The organism is Billgrantia sp. NRB1 (assembly GCF_056921725.1).
In genome coordinates, this window is record NZ_CM167783.1 from 3,043,528 (window position 1) to 3,059,163 (window position 15,636).

The 15,636-nt window shown below is 68.4% G+C and carries 17 protein-coding genes; 5 read left to right on the top strand and 12 right to left on the bottom strand.

What is annotated here, in order from left to right; all coding sequences use genetic code 11:
• The first annotated feature begins 9 nt into the window (after nt 1-9).
• Entirely contained in the window at nt 10-744 is a 735-nt protein-coding gene (locus ACZIYR_RS13820) for an SDR family NAD(P)-dependent oxidoreductase (RefSeq protein ID WP_483527077.1), read from the top strand.
• On the opposite strand, the gene lon is transcribed toward ACZIYR_RS13820, so the two are convergent.
• The 9 genes from lon to nrdR form a co-directional block, all read right to left on the bottom strand.
• Complete coding sequence (lon, locus tag ACZIYR_RS13825; RefSeq protein ID WP_483527078.1) at nt 741-3,173, bottom strand: endopeptidase La; 2,433 nt, start codon at nt 3,171-3,173, stop codon at nt 741-743. The genes ACZIYR_RS13820 and lon overlap by 4 nt on opposite strands.
• Nucleotides 3,174-3,423: 250 nt before the next feature.
• A complete protein-coding gene (locus tag ACZIYR_RS13830) occupies nt 3,424-4,662 on the bottom strand; it encodes a DUF945 family protein (RefSeq protein ID WP_483527079.1) in 1,239 nt (412 codons plus the stop codon).
• Between the two features lie 48 nt (nt 4,663-4,710).
• Nucleotides 4,711-5,184, bottom strand: a complete 474-nt coding sequence (locus ACZIYR_RS13835) for a phosphatidylglycerophosphatase A family protein (RefSeq protein ID WP_473034294.1) — start codon at nt 5,182-5,184, stop codon at nt 4,711-4,713.
• Nucleotides 5,181-6,149, bottom strand: coding sequence for a thiamine-phosphate kinase (gene thiL / locus ACZIYR_RS13840; protein WP_483527080.1), 969 nt, complete (start codon nt 6,147-6,149; stop codon nt 5,181-5,183). The genes ACZIYR_RS13835 and thiL overlap by 4 nt, the downstream gene beginning before the upstream one ends.
• Nucleotides 6,150-6,159: 10 nt before the next feature.
• Complete coding sequence (gene nusB, locus ACZIYR_RS13845) at nt 6,160-6,666, bottom strand: transcription antitermination factor NusB (RefSeq protein ID WP_473034295.1); 507 nt, start codon at nt 6,664-6,666, stop codon at nt 6,160-6,162.
• Nucleotides 6,663-7,166: a 6,7-dimethyl-8-ribityllumazine synthase gene (gene ribH, locus ACZIYR_RS13850; protein ID WP_473034296.1), complete on the bottom strand. Its 504-nt coding sequence runs from the start codon at nt 7,164-7,166 to the stop codon at nt 6,663-6,665. Before ribH ends, nusB begins: the two co-directional genes overlap by 4 nt.
• A gap of 48 nt (nt 7,167-7,214) precedes the next feature.
• Entirely contained in the window at nt 7,215-8,372 is a 1,158-nt protein-coding gene (gene ribBA / locus ACZIYR_RS13855) for a bifunctional 3,4-dihydroxy-2-butanone-4-phosphate synthase/GTP cyclohydrolase II (protein ID WP_483527081.1), read from the bottom strand.
• A gap of 264 nt (nt 8,373-8,636) precedes the next feature.
• Nucleotides 8,637-9,776, bottom strand: coding sequence for a bifunctional diaminohydroxyphosphoribosylaminopyrimidine deaminase/5-amino-6-(5-phosphoribosylamino)uracil reductase RibD (gene ribD / locus ACZIYR_RS13860; protein WP_483527082.1), 1,140 nt, complete (start codon nt 9,774-9,776; stop codon nt 8,637-8,639).
• Complete coding sequence (nrdR, locus tag ACZIYR_RS13865; RefSeq protein WP_483527083.1) at nt 9,766-10,254, bottom strand: transcriptional regulator NrdR; 489 nt, start codon at nt 10,252-10,254, stop codon at nt 9,766-9,768. The genes ribD and nrdR overlap by 11 nt, the downstream gene beginning before the upstream one ends.
• 395 nt (nt 10,255-10,649) lie before the next feature.
• Between nrdR and ACZIYR_RS13870 the strand changes: the two genes are divergently transcribed.
• The 4 genes from ACZIYR_RS13870 to ACZIYR_RS13885 all read left to right on the top strand — a co-directional run bounded on the left by ACZIYR_RS13870 (nt 10,650) and on the right by ACZIYR_RS13885 (nt 13,247).
• The gene (locus ACZIYR_RS13870; RefSeq protein WP_473034300.1) at nt 10,650-11,633 is read left to right on the top strand and encodes an OmpA family protein; all 984 of its coding nucleotides are present in this window, start codon (nt 10,650-10,652) and stop codon (nt 11,631-11,633) included.
• A gap of 33 nt (nt 11,634-11,666) precedes the next feature.
• The gene (gene dsbG, locus ACZIYR_RS13875) at nt 11,667-12,422 is read left to right on the top strand and encodes a thiol:disulfide interchange protein DsbG (RefSeq protein ID WP_473034301.1); all 756 of its coding nucleotides are present in this window, start codon (nt 11,667-11,669) and stop codon (nt 12,420-12,422) included.
• Nucleotides 12,423-12,643: 221 nt separating this feature from the next.
• Complete coding sequence (locus ACZIYR_RS13880) at nt 12,644-12,928, top strand: type II toxin-antitoxin system RelE/ParE family toxin (protein WP_483529088.1); 285 nt, start codon at nt 12,644-12,646, stop codon at nt 12,926-12,928.
• A gap of 4 nt (nt 12,929-12,932) precedes the next feature.
• Nucleotides 12,933-13,247, top strand: coding sequence for an addiction module antidote protein (locus tag ACZIYR_RS13885; RefSeq protein ID WP_483527084.1), 315 nt, complete (start codon nt 12,933-12,935; stop codon nt 13,245-13,247).
• Nucleotides 13,248-13,489: 242 nt separating this feature from the next.
• Here the strand turns inward: ACZIYR_RS13885 and ACZIYR_RS13890 are convergent, their stop codons facing one another.
• From ACZIYR_RS13890 to ACZIYR_RS13900, 3 genes are all read right to left on the bottom strand, one after another.
• Nucleotides 13,490-13,810, bottom strand: coding sequence for a hypothetical protein (locus ACZIYR_RS13890; RefSeq protein WP_483527085.1), 321 nt, complete (start codon nt 13,808-13,810; stop codon nt 13,490-13,492).
• Nucleotides 13,811-13,939: 129 nt separating this feature from the next.
• The gene (locus ACZIYR_RS13895; protein WP_483527086.1) at nt 13,940-14,971 is read right to left on the bottom strand and encodes a c-type cytochrome; all 1,032 of its coding nucleotides are present in this window, start codon (nt 14,969-14,971) and stop codon (nt 13,940-13,942) included.
• A 12-nt stretch (nt 14,972-14,983) separates the two neighbouring features.
• Entirely contained in the window at nt 14,984-15,634 is a 651-nt protein-coding gene (locus ACZIYR_RS13900) for a c-type cytochrome (protein ID WP_483527087.1), read from the bottom strand.
• Between the last annotated feature and the right edge of the window lie 2 nt (nt 15,635-15,636).

Below are 15,636 nucleotides of genomic sequence, written 5' to 3' on the forward strand. Positions count from 1 at the left end.
CGTTCTGTCATGGAGAAACCGCAAGTCGTTCTGCTGGGGGCGGCCGGCGGCCTGGGCAGGGCCATCGCCGAGGCCCTGCTGGCCCAGGGGGACCGGCTCTGGCTGCTGGACCTTGCCGAGGGTCGCGAAGCGCTCGACGACCTGCTGCAGCGCTGGCCAGGGCAGGCAAGCTTTGTGCCTCTGGACCTGCGCGATCCGGCATCCATCGCCTCCGCCTTTGGGGTCATCGCGGCCGACACCCCCTCCCTCGACGCCTGCATCAACGCCGCCGGCGTCATTCACCGAGCGAGCTTCGCGGATACCGACCCCACCGACCTGGAGCGCATCATGGGCGTCAACGTCACGGGCCCCTTTCTGGCCCTTCAGCGGGCGGTGGCGCTGATGACGCAAGGCGGCCGCATCGTCAACGTCGCCTCGGCCCACGGCCTGCGTACCGGGCCCGAGCGCAGCGCCTACGCCATGAGCAAGGGGGCCATCCTGGCGCTGACCCGGGCGCTTGCCGTGGAGCTGGGGCCCCGCGGGATCCTGGTCAATGCGGTGGCGCCGGGGCCGGTCAGCGCCGGCATGCAGGACGCCGCCTCGGACTCGCGGCGGCGCTGGCAGCAAGCCACACCGCTGGGGCGCGTGGCCAGAGCCGACGAGGTGGCCCGCGCCGTGCTTCAGCTCGCCGCCCCCGAGAACACCTTTACCACGGGGCAGACACTGGTGCTCGACGGCGGGGCCACCGCCAGCCTGGGCGCCTAACCGAACACCACCCTGGCCACGTCCCGGTAGCGCTTGGCGAAGTGCACCGTCACCCCCGCCTTGAGGTAGTCGGGCAGTTCGTCGTAGTCGCGGCGGTTGGCGTCGGGCAGGATCACCTCGAAGATCTCGCTGCGCCGGGCGGCGATGATCTTCTCGCGGATCCCGCCCACCGGCAGCACCTGCCCGGTCAGGGTCAGCTCGCCGGTCATCGCCAGGGGGCGGCCGACGGCCCGGTGGCGGGCCAGGGAGATCAGCGCCGTGGCCATGGTCACCCCCGCCGAGGGGCCGTCCTTGGGCGTGGCGCCCTCGGGCACGTGCAGGTGCACGAAGGCGGAGTCGAAGAAATCGGCATCGGCGCCGTACTCGGGCAGGTGACCCAGCACATAGCTGTAGGCGATATTGGCCGACTCCTGCATCACCTCGCCGAGCTTGCCGGTGAGCTTGAAGCCGCGGGTCAGCGAGTGCACCTTGCCGGCCTCGATGGGCAGGGTCGCCCCGCCCATGGCGGTCCAGGCGAGCCCGGTGACCACGCCCTCCCCCTTGAGCACCTGCTCCTGGCGGAACACCGGCGCGCCGAGGAACGCCTCGAGGTTCTTGACCGATACCTTCACCGTCTGCTGGTCGTTCTCCAGCATCTTGACCGCCGCCTTGCGCACGATGCGGTGCAGCTGCTTCTCCAGCTGGCGCACCCCCGCCTCGCGGGCATAGCCCTCGATCACCTGCTTGAGGGCCGCCTCGGTGAGATTGATGCGTTTCTTGGGGATCTTGTCGCGCTTGAGCAGCTTGGGCCACAGGTGGTGCTTGGCGATGGCCACCTTCTCCTCGGCGATGTAGCCGGAGAGGCGAATCTGCTCCATGCGGTCGAGCAGCGGCCCGGGGATCGAGTCCAGGGTGTTGGCGGTGCAGACGAAGAGCACCTTGGAGAGGTCCAGGCGCACGTCCAGGTAGTGGTCGAGGAAGTCGACGTTCTGCTCCGGGTCGAGCACCTCGAGCAGCGCCGAGGCGGGGTCGCCCTGGAACGACTGGCCCAGCTTGTCGATCTCGTCGAGCATGATCACCGGGTTCTCGACCTCCACCTCCTTGAGCGCCTGCACCAGCTTGCCGGGCATGGCGCCGATGTAGGTGCGCCGGTGGCCCTTGATCTCGGCCTCGTCGCGCATGCCGCCCACCGAGAAGCGGTAGAACTGCCGGCCCAGCGCCTCGGCGATGGAGCGGCCCACCGAGGTCTTGCCCACCCCGGGCGGGCCCACCAGCAGCAGGATCGAGCCCCCCACATCGCCCTTGAAGGTGCCCTCGGCGAGGAACTCGATGATGCGCTCCTTGACGTCCTTGAGGCCGTCGTGGTCGCGGTCGAGCACCGTGCGCGCCTGGGCCAGGTCGAGCTTATCGTCGCTTTGCACGCCCCACGGCATGCTGGTCAGCCAGTCCAGGTAGTTGCGAGTGGTGCCGTACTCCGGCGAGCCGGTCTCCAGTACCGCGAGCTTGTCGAGCTCCTCCTCGATGCGGGTGAGCACCTTGGGGGGCACCACCAGGCCCTCGAGGCGCTCGCGGAAGGTGTCGACGTCGTTCTCGCGGTCGTCCTTGGAGATGCCGAGCTCGCGCTGAATCACCTTGAGCTGCTCGCGCAGGAAGAACTCGCGCTGGCGCTCCTGCATCTGGGCGTTGACCTGCTCGCTGATCTCGGTCTGCAGCTGGGCGACGTCGATCTCCTTGCGCAGCAGCGGCAGCACCCGCTGCATGCGGTCGAGCACCGGCAGCGTGGCCAGCACCGACTGCAGCTCGTGGCCCTTGGCGGAGGTGATGGCCGCGGCGAAGTCGGTCAGCGGACCCGGCTCGTGGGGGCTGAAGCGGTTGAGGTAGTGCTTGAGCTCCTCGCCGTAGAGCGGGTTGATCGGCAGCAACTCCTTGATGCCGTTGATGATCGCCATGGCGTAGGCGCGGGTCTCGTCCTCCTCGGCCTCCACCGGCTCCCGGGGGTAGGTCACCTCCACCAGGTAGGGCGGCGTTTTGGAGAGCCAGCGCACGATGCGAAAGCGCCGCAGGCCCTGGGCGATGAACTGCAGCTGCTGATCCTCGCCCTGCAGCTTGTGCACCTTCACCGCGGTACCGATCGCCGGGAAGTGGTCGTGGGACAGATTGTCGACCCCGGCATCGCCGACGAAGGCGACGCCCAGGGTGTGGTGAGGGGTCTTGCCGACCCGCCGGATGGTCTCCTCCCAGCGCTCGCGGTTGATCACCAGCGGCTGTACCTGGGCGGGGAAGAAGGGGCGGTTATGAATCGGCAGCAGATAGATGCGCTCGGGCAGGTAGTCGCTGGCCGGGACCACCGCGTGGTGCGAGGTCTCCTCGCCATCCGAGCCTGGCCCCTCGTCCGAGGCATTCTCGAAGGCTTCCTGCCAGTCCCGCTCGTCGTGGTCGTGTTCGCTCATGGCATCCTCCCGAAAGGCAATGCCCTGTGGAATGCGGGCGAGGCACGCCAACTTCAAGTCGCCAGGGCGGTTTTTGGGTTCATCGGAATTTAGCGTGAGCATGTTTGGCAAGCTCCAAGGTGGGAGGCCGGCTCTGCCAGGCGAAGGCGCCGTAGGCGCCCCATGGGTAGCGCTGCACGCTACTTCGCGAGCTAAAGCTCCCTCCCACAGAGCCAGTTCACGCCAGTCTGCGAAGAACCGGTGTTGGCCCCTAGCGCCAGAGCGGCGGCAGCGGCCGACTATTCACCCTCACCTGGCCGCGGCCGATGTCGATCTGCAGAGTACGGGTATCCAGCGGCAGCCCCAGCCAGAGCGCCACCACGGTGGGCAGGTCGTGCCAGGTGAAGTCACCGTCGAGCCGCCGCTGCCACTGGGCCTGCATGGCCGGGTCGTCGAGCTCGACCAGGCTCAGGGACTCCAGGCGCCGCCCGTCGAAGAACAGCGCGCCGTCGATGCGCGCCGAGAGCCCGGTCATGGGACTGTCGAGCACCAGCTGCAGCACATCGAGACGCGGTGAATCCTGCAGGACCTGCAGCAGCTGCGGTTCGAGCCATGCCAGGGCCTCACGACGGTCGAGGCGGTGATCGCCGCTGGCCGCCAGGTCGCGCAGCTGGGCCATCACGCCGCGCAGGGCATCGGCATTCAGGCGCGACAGCTCCGCCTCCAGCTCGCCTTCGAGCAGCACCTGCTCGGCGCTGTGCACTTCGCCCAGGTCGAGATCCAGGCGCAGGCGCAGCTCCTGATCGTCGAGGGTCATGCGGTTGGTCAGCGCCAGGTCCCGGGCGTCGAGCCGCAGCTGCGGCTGCTGCCAGGTCAGCGCGCTGACGCTGAGACGGTCGGTCTGGGTGAAGGTATGGGCCCCTTCGGTATAGGCGTACCGGCTGTTGAGAACGGCCGGCCCCACCCACAGCCGGGTATCGCCGTCGCTGAGCTCCCAGTCGGCCAGCTCGGCGCGCAGCTGCCAGTTGCCCTGCTCGCCGCTGACGGTCAGCCGCCCGCCGTCGAAGCGCAGCTCACGCTCCTGCTGGGTAATCCGAAGGGGAGACAGGCGGATGCCCGCCTCCAGGGTGCCGCTCAGGGTATGATAGCTCGCCTCCCAGCGCGGCGCCGAGGAGTCCAGGGAGTCGCCAAACAGCCGCTTGCCCTCGGGGCCATGGCGCAGCACCGCCTCGCCGTCCAGATGGGTGCTGAGGATGCCGTGGCGTGCCCGGTAGTCGAGCTCGAGGCGCCAGGCCTCGCCGAACAGCGGCTCGAGCTCGATGTAGCCGGTGGAGGACCACCACCCGCGCTCCACATCGACATGCGCCACCGCCAGCTCGCCGCGCGCCTCCAGATCCTCCAGGGCACGCCCCATCTCACGCTGGAAGAGCAGGCTGGAGGCGGCCTGTCCGGCCATCCAGCCCAGCAGCGCCACCGCCAGCAGAGGGACGATGAGACGTTCCTTGCGCATCTTCCTCCTCCCTTGTCGCTTCCCTACGTCCGCCTGGCCACCTGCCTGTCAGTGTAGCCAGAGCCACAGGTGCATCGTACTCCAGGCGTAGATGCCGGCCAGGACATCATCGATCATGATGCCAAAGCCCCCGGCCACCCGGCGGTCGGCCCAGCGGATGGGCCACGGCTTGAAGACATCGAAGATCCTAAACAGGATGAACCCCCACAGCGCCGCCTCCCAGGAGAAGGGCACCGCGGCCATGGTGATCCAGTAGCCGACGAACTCGTCCCAGACGATACCCGAATGGTCGTGAACCCCCAGGTCGCGGGAGGTCTTGTCGCACAGCCAGATCCCGGCCACGAAGGAGACCGCCACCAGCAGCAGGTACCAGTTCAGCGGCAGCTCGGACATCAGCCAGTAGAAGGGAATCGCCGCCAGGGTCCCGAAGGTCCCCGGCGCCCAGGGCACGGCACCGCTGCCGAGCCCGAAGGCGAAGAAGTGCACGGGGCGTCGCCAGACGCTGGCGGGGGCGCGGTTCATGACGCTCCCCCCTGGTGATCCCCGGCATGGAAGTGCTGCCAGCCGCGCAGGCCGACCTCGCCGGCCCCCACCAGGCCCGGCTCGGCGGTGATCTGCCCGATCGGCGTCAGCGTCAGCCCCTGACCGGCCAGGCGCCGGCGCGCCTCGGCCATCGCATCCTGCGGCAGGCTGACCAGCAGCTCATAGTCGTCGCCGCCGCCCAGGGCGGCCTCGCGGGCGGCCTCGCGGCCCAGCATCGCCTCCAGGCCCGCGGCCAGGGGCAGCGCCTCGACCTCCAGCCGGGCGCCGACGCCGGAGGCCTCGAGCACATGACCCAGGTCGGCCAGCAGGCCGTCGGAAATATCGATGGCGGCGCTGGCCAGCCCGCGCAGCGCCAGCCCGGCGGCCAGGCGGGGCTGGGGGCGCAGGTAGCGCCTCAGCAGCGGATGGTTGGGGTCGCGCTCGCCACGCTGCCAGGCCGCCAGCCCCCCGGCCCCGCCGCCCAGGGCGCCGGTGACCGCCACCAGGTCGCCGGAGCGAGCGCCGCCGCGGGTCAGGGCCAGCTCGGGAGGCACCTCGCCCATCACCGTTACCCCAATGGAGAGCGTGCCGCGGGTCACGTCGCCGCCCACCAGGGCCGTGTCGGTGGCCGCGCACAGGGCGTGAAAGCCGCGGGCGAAGTCGGCCAGCCAGGCATCGTCGGCATCGCGCAGCGCCAAGGCCATCAGGCACCAGCGCGCCTCGGCGCCCATGGCCGCCAGGTCGGAGAGACTCACCGCCAGGGCGCGGTGGCCGATCGCCTCGGCGGGGGCGTCGGCGGGAAAGTGCACGTCGGCCACCGAAGTGTCGACGCTCACCGCCAGCCGCTGGCCGGCGCGGGGCGCCAGCAGCGCGCAGTCGTCGCCCACGCCCAGTCCCACGCCGGCCTCCGGGCCGGAGGCGGCGGGCGTGAAGTGGCGGGCGATCAGGTCGAATTCACTGGCCACCTTGGCACCTTCAGCGACGACGGGCGCTGACCTCGGCGCTGCGCAGCCGCGCGGCCAGCTTGTCGAGAATGCCGTTGACGTACTTGTGGCCGTCGGTGGCACCGAAGGACTTGGCGAGCTCCACGCCCTCGTTGATCACCACCCGGTAGGGCACCTCCAGGCGCTTGGTCAGCTCGTAGGCGCCCAGGCGCAGGATCGCCAGCTCGATGGGGTCGAGGTCCACCAGGCGCCGGTCGAGCAACGGCGCGATGGCCGCGTCCAGCTCAGCACGGTCGCGCGCCACATTGTGCAGCAGCTCGCGAAACAGCGCCTGGTCGGCGATCTGCATCACCTTGGTCCAGTTCTCATGATCCTCCAGGTCGTCGTCGGGCAGCTGGCCGCGAAACTCGGCCTCCACCGCGGTGATCGACTTGCCGGTCATCTGCCACTGGTAGAGCCCCTGGACGGCCAGCTCGCGGGCCGCATGGCGCGCCTGCTGGCCCGCCGAGGGCGGACGGGGAGAACGCCCTGCGCTCATGACGCCTCTCCTGCATCGGGCTCGTCATCGCCCAGGCCGCGCAGCAGCGAGACCATCTCCATGGCCGCCATCGCCGCCTCGGCGCCCTTGTTACCGGCCTTGGTGCCGGAGCGCTCGATGGCCTGCTCGATGGAGTTGACGGTCAGCACGCCGTTGGCCACCGGGGTCTCGAACTCGAGCTGCAGGTTGCCAAGGGCGGCGTTGCAGCCGCCCGCCACGTACTCGAAATGCGGGGTGCCGCCGCGAATTACCGCGCCCAGGGCGATCACCGCGTCGGGACGGGCCACCTTGAGGGCGCGCTTGACCGCCAGCGGCAGCTCCCAGGCGCCCGGCACATGGACGATGTCGATATGCTCGGGGTCCACGCCATGGCGGGTCAGGCTATCGACGGCACCTTCCACCAGGCTGTCGACCACGTGATGATTGAAGCGGCCCACCACGATCACGTAGCGGCCATCGACGTCGACGAAGTTGCCTTCGAGTTGGGACAGGGTATGCATTCGGATTGTCCTGCGAAATACGGTTTAAGATTCTGAACGCCGCGCGGCTCAGGCGTCGGACGCGGCGTCATGCTCGCCCGGCCCGACCAGTTCGACCACTTCGAGATCGAAGCCGGACAGCGCGGAAAACTTCCACGGCGAGCTGAGCAGACGCATGCGCCCCACCCCGAGGTAGCGCAGGATCTGCGACCCGGTGCCGATGGTCAGGTAGTTGCCGGCGCCGTCGGAGTCGCTGGTGCGCGGCGGGCGGCGGCGCTCCAGGAACACCTCCAGGTAGTCGCGCAGGTCCTGGCGCTGCCGGCCGTCGTCGAGCAGCACGAAGACGCCGTGCTCGGCGGCGGCGACCTGCTCGATGGCGCCGTGGGCGGTCCAGCTGCCGCCCTCGCCCTTCTGCAGGCAGAGCAGGTCGCGCATCACGTCGGCCAGGTGAACCCGCACCGTGGTCAGCTGGTCGGGGTGCGGGCGCCCCTTGACCAGCGCCAGATGGTGGGTGCCCTGAATGCTGTCGCGGAAGACATGCAGGGTCAGCTCGCCGAAGGCGGTCTTCACCGGCGTGGCTTCCAGGTGCTCCACGGTGTGCTCGTTGTGGATCCGGTAGTGAATCAGATCGGCGATGGTGCCCATCTTCAGGCCGTGCTCGGCGGCGAAGCGCTCGAGCTCAGGGCGCCGGGCCATGCTGCCGTCGTCGTTCATGATCTCGCAGATCACGCCGCTGGGGTCGAAGCCGGCCAGCGCCGCCAGGTCGCAGGAGGCCTCGGTATGGCCGGCGCGGCGCAGCACCCCGCCCGGCTCGGCCATCAGCGGGAAGATGTGGCCGGGCTGGACGATATCCTCGGCCCGGGCGTCGGGGGCCACCGCGGCCTGCACGGTACGCGCCCGGTCGGCGGCGGAGATGCCGGTGGTCACCCCGGTGGCCGCCTCGATGGAGAGCGTGAACTTGGTGCCGAAGCCGGAGCCGTTGTCGCTTACCATCAGCGGCAGCTTGAGCCGCTCGCAGCGCTCGCGGGTCATGGGCAGGCAGATCAGGCCGCGGCCGTGGCGAGCCATGAAGTTGATATGCTCGGCCTCGACCTTCTCGGCGGCCATGATGATATCGCCTTCGTTCTCGCGGTCCTCGTCATCCATCAGGATGACCATCTTGCCCTGACGGATGTCCTCGATCAGGTCTTCGATGGGGGCCAGGCCCCCCTGGGAAGATTGCACCATGGAATCTCCGAATGGTTCAGCGTGCAGGGCGTCGCCCGACCGCAACATAACCGTTGCCGAAGGTCGACGCCCCGCCTCGAATGGGCGTCAGGGTACCTTGGCGCGGCCCCGGGCGCCACTGTGGGAGGCCGCTTCAGCGGGCGAAGCAGCGCGCAGCGCTGCCATTGGGGCGCCTGTCGGCGCCTTCGCGCGGCAAAGCCGCCCTCCCACACGGCATTATCCTACCAAAGTGAAAGACTCCCCTCGCTACCGCACAGTAGCGCGCTACCGGGGCCGGGCGGTGATGCGCCAGTCGCGGCCGATGGCGCGGATATCGAGGATCTCCAGCGGGCGCTGCTGAGCCATGCGCTCCAGCCCCGGCAGCGCGAACAGCGGCCGCGCCTCGCCGCCGAGCAGGGTTGGCGCCACGAACAGCTGCATCTCGTCGACCAGGCCGGCGTCGAGCATGGCGCCGGCGAGGGTCGCCCCGGTCTCCAGCAGCACCTCGTTGGCCTGCTCGTGGGCGGCCAGGTGGCGCAGTACCGCCTCCAGATCGACCCGGCCATCCTCCCAGGGCGGCAGCGCCAGCACCTCGGCCCCGGCTTCCTCCAGGCGTCGGCGCTTGTCGTCGTCGCAGCCGCTCACCGTGGCCACCAGGGTACGCCCCGGCTCGCGCAGGCAGGCGGCGGCCAGCGGCAGCCGCAGCCGGGTGTCGACCACTACCCGCAGCGGCTGGCGCTCGGCCACGGCCTCGGCGTTGGCCAGGCCCAGCTGGTCGGCACGCACGGTGAGCCGCGAGTTATCGAAGATCACCGACTCCACCCCGGTCATCACCACGCTGGAACGGGCCCGCAGCCGCTGCACCTCGCGGCGGGCGTGGGGCCCGGTGATCCACTGGGACTCGCCGGAGCGCATGGCGGTGCGGCCGTCCAGGCTCATGGCCATCTTCAAGCGCACATAGGGGCGGCCCAGGGTCATGCGCTGGATGAAGCCGGGGTTGAGGGCTCTGGCCTCCTCCTCCAGCAGCCCCACCTCCACCGCGATGCCGGCCTCGCGCAGCATGGCAATGCCGTTGCCGGCTACCCGGGGATTGGGATCGGCCATGGCGACCACCACCTTCTTCACGCCGGCCTCGATCAGCGCCACCGCGCAGGGGCCGGTGCGGCCATGGTGGGAGCAGGGCTCCAGGGTGACGTAGGCGGTGGCCCCCCGGGCGGCCTCGCCGGCGGCGCGCAGGGCGTGCACCTCGGCGTGGGGCTCACCGGCCCGCTCGTGGAAGCCCTCGCCGACAACGCGGCCGTCGCGGACCAGCACGCAGCCCACGCGGGGATTGGGGTCGGTGGTATAGAGCCCGCGACGCGCCAGCGCGAGCGCCCGGGCCATCCAGGGAGCGGGTGACGGACTGGGCGAGGAGTCAGCGGACATCGCCATCGCCACCCGGCGTCTGGTCGGGTTCCTGAGACAGGCGGTCGATCTCGGCGCGAAACTCGTCGATGTCCTGAAAGCGGCGATAGACCGAGGCGAAACGGATAAAGGCGACCTGGTCCAGTCCCTTGAGGGCCTGCATCACCGCCTCGCCGATGTCGCGGGCCTGGACCTCCCGCTCCCCGCGGGCGCGCAGGGTCTGGCGGATACGCTCCACCGCCGCCTCGATGGCCTCGGCGCTGACCGGTCGCTTCTCCAGGGCGCGCAGCATGCCGGCGCGCAGCTTCTGCTCGTTGAAGCTCTCCCGGGAGCCGTCGGCCTTGACCACCCGCGGCATCACCAGCTCGGCGGTCTCATAGGTCGTGAAGCGCTCGCCGCAGGAGGAGCACTGGCGGCGGCGACGCACCTGGTCGCCCTCGGCCACCAGGCGGGAGTCGGTCACTCGGGTATCGTGGGCGCCACAAAAGGGGCAATGCATGATATCGATCCGAACGTAAAGCGGTGCGACCTCATGGCCGCTCGTGGGACATAGGCAATGGGCGAACTGGCCGAAAGGGAAACACTGCACAAATGCCGGCGCGAACGAATCGCGGCGTTGCGCTTCATCTCGCTCGGCGATTTGTTCAGCGCTTCCAAAGCTCGGGTTGTTCTGCTAATCAACCCGGCGTGCCGAGAGTAGTGTACCCGCTCACCCGCTGACCGCCCAGCACAGGCGCCGATGCGTTCGTGTGAAAAGCGCTGTGCACACGGTATTTTGCACGCCGCCGCAGCGGGTGGAAACCGTATCCGTTGGTCGGCGCAACTGGCGCTGGGCAGGCAGGCTTGCCAGGATTGGCATGACCCGTCAACGACAGCCATTCAAGGGAGAGAACAATGGATACGCTTTTCAAGCAACTGGCTAGGGGATTGCTGCTGACCGGAGCCATGGGGCTGGCCGGCGGCGCAGTGGCTCAGGAAGATATCGATGGCTCGGGCGACCATCCGCAAATTCCTCGGGTGGCCGGTTCCTACATCGTCTACCAGGACCTCGTCGATTTCGACCGCCAGGCCATCCCGACCGGCCCCTATGAGGACGGCGAGCTGACGAGCAGCGAGGCATTGGAAGGCCAGGTGACGAAACTCAGCTACGCCTTCCGGGATCCGGACACCTCGACGCTTCGCGTCAAGCGCAACTACCTCCAAGCCCTTGAAGAGCGCGGCTTCGAGATACTCTATGCCGCCAGCGAGGAAGAGCTTTCCGCCGGAGACGGGCGACTGTTCCTGGTGCATGGCACAACGCTTTTCGAACGGGGCGCCCGGGATTGCTGCCACCTAAGCAACCGCGACCGGCAGGTCCGCTATATTGCCGCTCGCTCCGCCGACGGCAGCGTGCTCGCCGGCATCGCCATCTACAATGCGCGACGCGTCGGCACCTCGGTTGCCAAAGGCATCGTCACCGCCGATGAGATGGATACCGCCATGGAGCACATTCCATTGACGGCCGACGAGATGGAAGCGGGGCTGATCCAGGACGGCCGCGTGGCCGTTCAGGATATCCTCTTCGAGTTCGACAGCGACAGGATCCTGCCCGAATCCGCCGAGGCGCTGTCCACCATCGCCTCGCTGATGCAGGCGCAGGACACCATGCGGCTCATGGTGGTAGGGCATACCGATAACGTGGGCAGTGTCGACTACAACCTGACCTTGTCCATGGAGCGCGCCCAGGCGGTCGTCGAATGGCTGCGCAATGAGCATGGCATCGCCGGAGACCGGCTGCAGAGTGCTGGCGCCGGCATGATGGCGCCTATCACCACCAATCGCACGGAGAGCGGTCGTGCCCAGAACCGGCGCGTGGAACTGGTCGAGCTGGCACAATAAGCGCCCTACCCACCCCACTTGAGGATAACCGACATGGTGCGTCGCAACGCGCTGCTTACGGCCGCCCTGGCCGCTCTCGCCGCCGCTCCGCTGGCCTACGCCGACGACTGGCCGGCGCCGGTGCGTGCCCTGACCGATCAGGGGCTCGAGATTCACGGCACCTTCGAGGCCCCCGGCGGGCTTACCGGCTTCGCCGCGAGCCACCAGGGCCGTGAGATGGCCGTCTACCTCACCCCCGATGGCGAGCATGCCATTGTCGGCACCATGATCGACGCCGAGGGCAACGACCTCAGCGAGGCGCCGCTGGATGAGCTGGTACGCGCTCCCCAGGAAGCCGACGTCTGGCAGCGGCTGGAGGCAAGCGCCTGGATCGCCGACGGCAGCGACGAGGCTCCCAGGGTGCTCTACACCTTCACCGACCCCAACTGCCCTTACTGCCGCCGGTTCTGGGAAGCCGCCCGGCCCTGGGTGGAGGCCGGCGAGGTGCAGCTGCGCCATGTCATGGTTGGCATCCTGCAGCAGAACAGCCCGGCCAAGGCCTCGGCGCTACTCGGCGCCGAGGACCCCGAGGCCGCCCTGCACGCCCACAGCGGCGGCGACGAGATAGCCCCCTCGGCCCAGCCCCGGGAGATCGAGGACCAGATCTATCGCAACAACGGGTTGTTCGACGAACTGGGGCTGTATGCCACTCCCACTACCGTCTTTCAGCGTAATGGCCGCCTGGAGCGGGTGGACGGCATGCCCGAGCCGGACCGCCTAAAGGAGATGATGGGCGGCGAGGCGCCCTGAGGCACCGATCTACCGATAAACGCCCCTGCCAGGCTGGCCGGCAGGGGCGGCAGGATCGGCTGCATCCCCTGGTGCGCGGTCAACAAAGTGGCTGTCCTTTCTTCGCTCCAGTCCTTTCTTCGCTCCGGGCCGCTCTCTCGAGCGGCCTCTGTCTGCCTGATGTGTGAACCATGGTTGACACATCCTTGGCTGTTAACTAGAGTTATCAGATAATCGAACTCATAAAAACCGATGTCTTCGATCGGTGGCTGCGCGGGCTGCGGGATACACGCGCTCGCGCCAGGATCACGGCCCGTATTCGGCGCCTGAGCCTGGGCAATCCCGGCGACGTGAAGCCGGTCGGGGAAGGCATCTCGGAGCTGCGCATTCCCTATGGTCCCGGCTACCGCGTCTACTACATCACTCGAGGGCCCGTGATCGTGGTGCTGCTCTGCGGTGGCGATAAAGCCAGCCAGGCCCGCGACATCGATCAAGCCAAAACCCTTGCTGCGCAATGGAAGGAGTAACGTCATGACTGAGCAAGCCGCCAGCTTCAGCCACTACGACGCTGCGGACTACCTGCAGAGCGAGGAGGACATTGCCGCCTACCTCGAGGCGGTGATGGAGGAGAACGATCCCGCGCTCCTTGCCGCCGCGCTGGGTGACATCGCTCGCGCCCGCAACATGAGCCAGCTCGCCAAGGAGGTGGGCATGAGCCGCGAGGGGCTCTACAAGGCCCTGTCCGGCGAAGGCAACCCGGCCTTCTCCACTATCAGCAAGGTGGCCAATGCCCTGGGGCTGCGCCTGACGATTGAACCGCTCTCACGGCCGGAAGCGCACGGCTGAATGGCCAGATAGGCTTCCGTACTGGCGGTGTTGAAACGCGCCTCCAGGGCGTCGTTCAGCTGGTCAGGGCTCGCCAGATATAGGGTGCCACCCTTGAGGCACTGCACCGCTCGCTCGGCGCCGAAATACTTGAAGGCAGTGAAACCGTGCATAGCGAAGCTCCGGTCAAATAATCGGCACGAACGGCACACAGCCGCCCTGGGGTAGCCCCAGGGCGGCAATTAGTACGATACGCCGCCCCCTCACGCCGCCCGGCGTTCATACAGCTCGCCCGCCGCGCGCATCCCGCGCAGGTGGCGAGCCTGGCGGGCGGCACAGCAGGCAGTCAGGCTCTCGGGGGTGCCCACGGCGCTGCCAAAACGCGTGAGCAGCGTGGTGGAAGCGGCGATGAAGGCTTCGGGGTCGATGCCCAGCCGGTCGAGCAGCCGGGGCACGCGGCCTTCGATCAGCCCGCGCTTGTCGGAACGCTGGCAGCGGCCGGTGGTCTCGACCAGTTCGAGATAGTCTTCGAGGCTGAAGGGAATGGCAGCGGGCAGCGGCGCCGTGGTGTGGCGTGGCGTCAAACGGTATCAGCGGCTGCAGCGGCAGCGCCTCGCACCAGGCCGGCACGCTGCCAACACTCGAGGCCCCGCCTGGCTCGACTCTCCAGGCGGGGCCTTGCCATGGGCCTGCCGCTTCTGAGCCGGCGGGCCTCAGTCTGCAAGGGTCTCGAAACGCGGTACGCCGATATTCCACGGCTTGATCTCGTCGCCCTTCTCTCCCCAGTTGGCATGGTCGGCTAGACGGTGGCCGTCATGCTCGCGCCGCTGCCCATAGTGAGAGTGGCGATGGAACGTCGGGCCGAAGCGCTCCAGGGTCTCGGCCACGTCGCCGGTGTAACGCGGGTCCTGAGGACGCTCCTGCTGAACCATGTAGTAGGCGATATCCCACGCCTCCTGATCAGAGAGCGAGTTGGGCTGACCCAGCGGCATGTTGTTCTGGATGAACCCGGCCGCGGTGAAGGTGCGCACGATGCCCGCCCCCCAGTTGTTGGAGCCATCCCCCCAGGTTGCCGGAAAGACATACTCGCCGTCCTGGAAGTAACCGGCGCCATCCTCGGCGTGACAAATGGCGCAGTGCTCCAGATAGCCCTGCTCACCGCGCGCGTAGCTGAGCTCCTCGGGACGCTCGGGGGCCGGAAAACCACGGCCATAGATCGGCTGGTCGGGATACATGGCCACCCCCTTGGCCAGCCACTGATGATAGGCAGAAAGCGCCAGCATATCGTCACTGCCATACGCCGGAGGCGTGCCGTTCATGGAGTAGGCAAAGCAGCCGGCGATGCGCTCCTCCAGGTTGTTGACGTGCTGATTCTTGCCGCGGAAGTTGGGCAGCAGGACCGCCGCCGGCCAGATCGGTGCGCTGAACGGCTGGCGCCCTTCGCCCAGGTGGCAGCTCGAGCAGTTCATGTCGTTGAACACGTTCTCGCCGCGTAGCTGCTGAGTATCGGTAAAGAGGTCATAGCCGCGGCGAATGACCCGCTTGGTCTCTGGGTGGAGGTCGGAGGCGTCGAGGTCAGCCATGGTCGGCGGAATGTGGACCAGCTCCCCCTCCTGCGGGGCCGGATAGCCCAGCGCCACCAGGGTCTCGACCGCTTCGTGCCTGGCGTCGGCGAAAGCGGACAGGTTAATGCCGGCGGCCAGCGCCACGCAGGCCACGGCCAGGGTTGTCCTGTGAAGTTTCATGATCTGCTCCCTTTATTCGAACGCAACGGCCTGGCTGGCCAGCCAGGCGGAAACGGCGCGGATATCCTCGTCACTCATGCGCTTGGCGATGGCCCCCATGAGATTTTGCGGATCGTTGTCGCGCTCGTCGGCCTGCCAGGCGCGCAGCTGAGCCTCGATATAACCGGCGTGCTGACTGGCGATGCCCGGGAAGTGGCTGCCGGCACCCTCGTTGCGAGGGCCATGGCAGCTTGCACAGGAGACGATGTAGGCGTCCCAATCGCCGCGCAGGGCCAGCTGCTCGCCCCGCGCCAACAGGGCATCCTCGACGTCGCCCCCCTGGGCCCGAGAGACCGGCATCTGGCTGTAGTAGGCCGCCACGTCGGCAATCTGCTGCGCATCGAGCATGTTGGCGAAGGGCTGCATGCTGGCATTCTGTCGCCGTCCGGCCTGGTAATCATGCAGCTGCTTGGCAAGGTAACCGGCATCCAGGCCCGCCAGCCGTGGCCAGGACTCCCCGTCGGGCACATTCTTTCCGCTGCCGTCGGCCTGATGGCAGGCCACGCAAGCCACCGCGGCCGCCTGGCCACGCTCGGCATCGCCCTCTAGCGCTACCGCCTGGCCGCTGACCAGGCCTGCGCACAGCAGCAGGCCGAGCCCACTCGTGATCCTCTTGCTGATCATGT

Excerpts from the sequence above, each read along its gene's own strand:
- ACZIYR_RS13885 (WP_483527084.1), top strand. The coding sequence starts at position 12,933 with ATGACTGAGCAAGCCGCCAGCTTCAGCCACTACGACGCTGCGGACTAC.
- ribBA (WP_483527081.1), bottom strand. The coding sequence starts at position 8,372 with ATGGTGCAATCTTCCCAGGGGGGCCTGGCCCCCATCGAAGACCTGATC.
- nusB (WP_473034295.1), bottom strand. The coding sequence starts at position 6,666 with ATGAGCGCAGGGCGTTCTCCCCGTCCGCCCTCGGCGGGCCAGCAGGCG.
- ribD (WP_483527082.1), bottom strand. The coding sequence starts at position 9,776 with ATGTCCGCTGACTCCTCGCCCAGTCCGTCACCCGCTCCCTGGATGGCC.
- nrdR (WP_483527083.1), bottom strand. The coding sequence starts at position 10,254 with ATGCATTGCCCCTTTTGTGGCGCCCACGATACCCGAGTGACCGACTCC.
- ACZIYR_RS13835 (WP_473034294.1), bottom strand. The coding sequence starts at position 5,184 with ATGAACCGCGCCCCCGCCAGCGTCTGGCGACGCCCCGTGCACTTCTTC.
- ACZIYR_RS13900 (WP_483527087.1), bottom strand. The coding sequence starts at position 15,634 with ATGATCAGCAAGAGGATCACGAGTGGGCTCGGCCTGCTGCTGTGCGCA.
- ribH (WP_473034296.1), bottom strand. The coding sequence starts at position 7,166 with ATGCATACCCTGTCCCAACTCGAAGGCAACTTCGTCGACGTCGATGGC.
- ACZIYR_RS13830 (WP_483527079.1), bottom strand. The coding sequence starts at position 4,662 with ATGCGCAAGGAACGTCTCATCGTCCCTCTGCTGGCGGTGGCGCTGCTG.
- lon (WP_483527078.1), bottom strand. The coding sequence starts at position 3,173 with ATGAGCGAACACGACCACGACGAGCGGGACTGGCAGGAAGCCTTCGAG.
- dsbG (WP_473034301.1), top strand. The coding sequence starts at position 11,667 with ATGGTGCGTCGCAACGCGCTGCTTACGGCCGCCCTGGCCGCTCTCGCC.
- ACZIYR_RS13895 (WP_483527086.1), bottom strand. The coding sequence starts at position 14,971 with ATGAAACTTCACAGGACAACCCTGGCCGTGGCCTGCGTGGCGCTGGCC.
- ACZIYR_RS13870 (WP_473034300.1), top strand. The coding sequence starts at position 10,650 with ATGGATACGCTTTTCAAGCAACTGGCTAGGGGATTGCTGCTGACCGGA.
- ACZIYR_RS13820 (WP_483527077.1), top strand. The coding sequence starts at position 10 with ATGGAGAAACCGCAAGTCGTTCTGCTGGGGGCGGCCGGCGGCCTGGGC.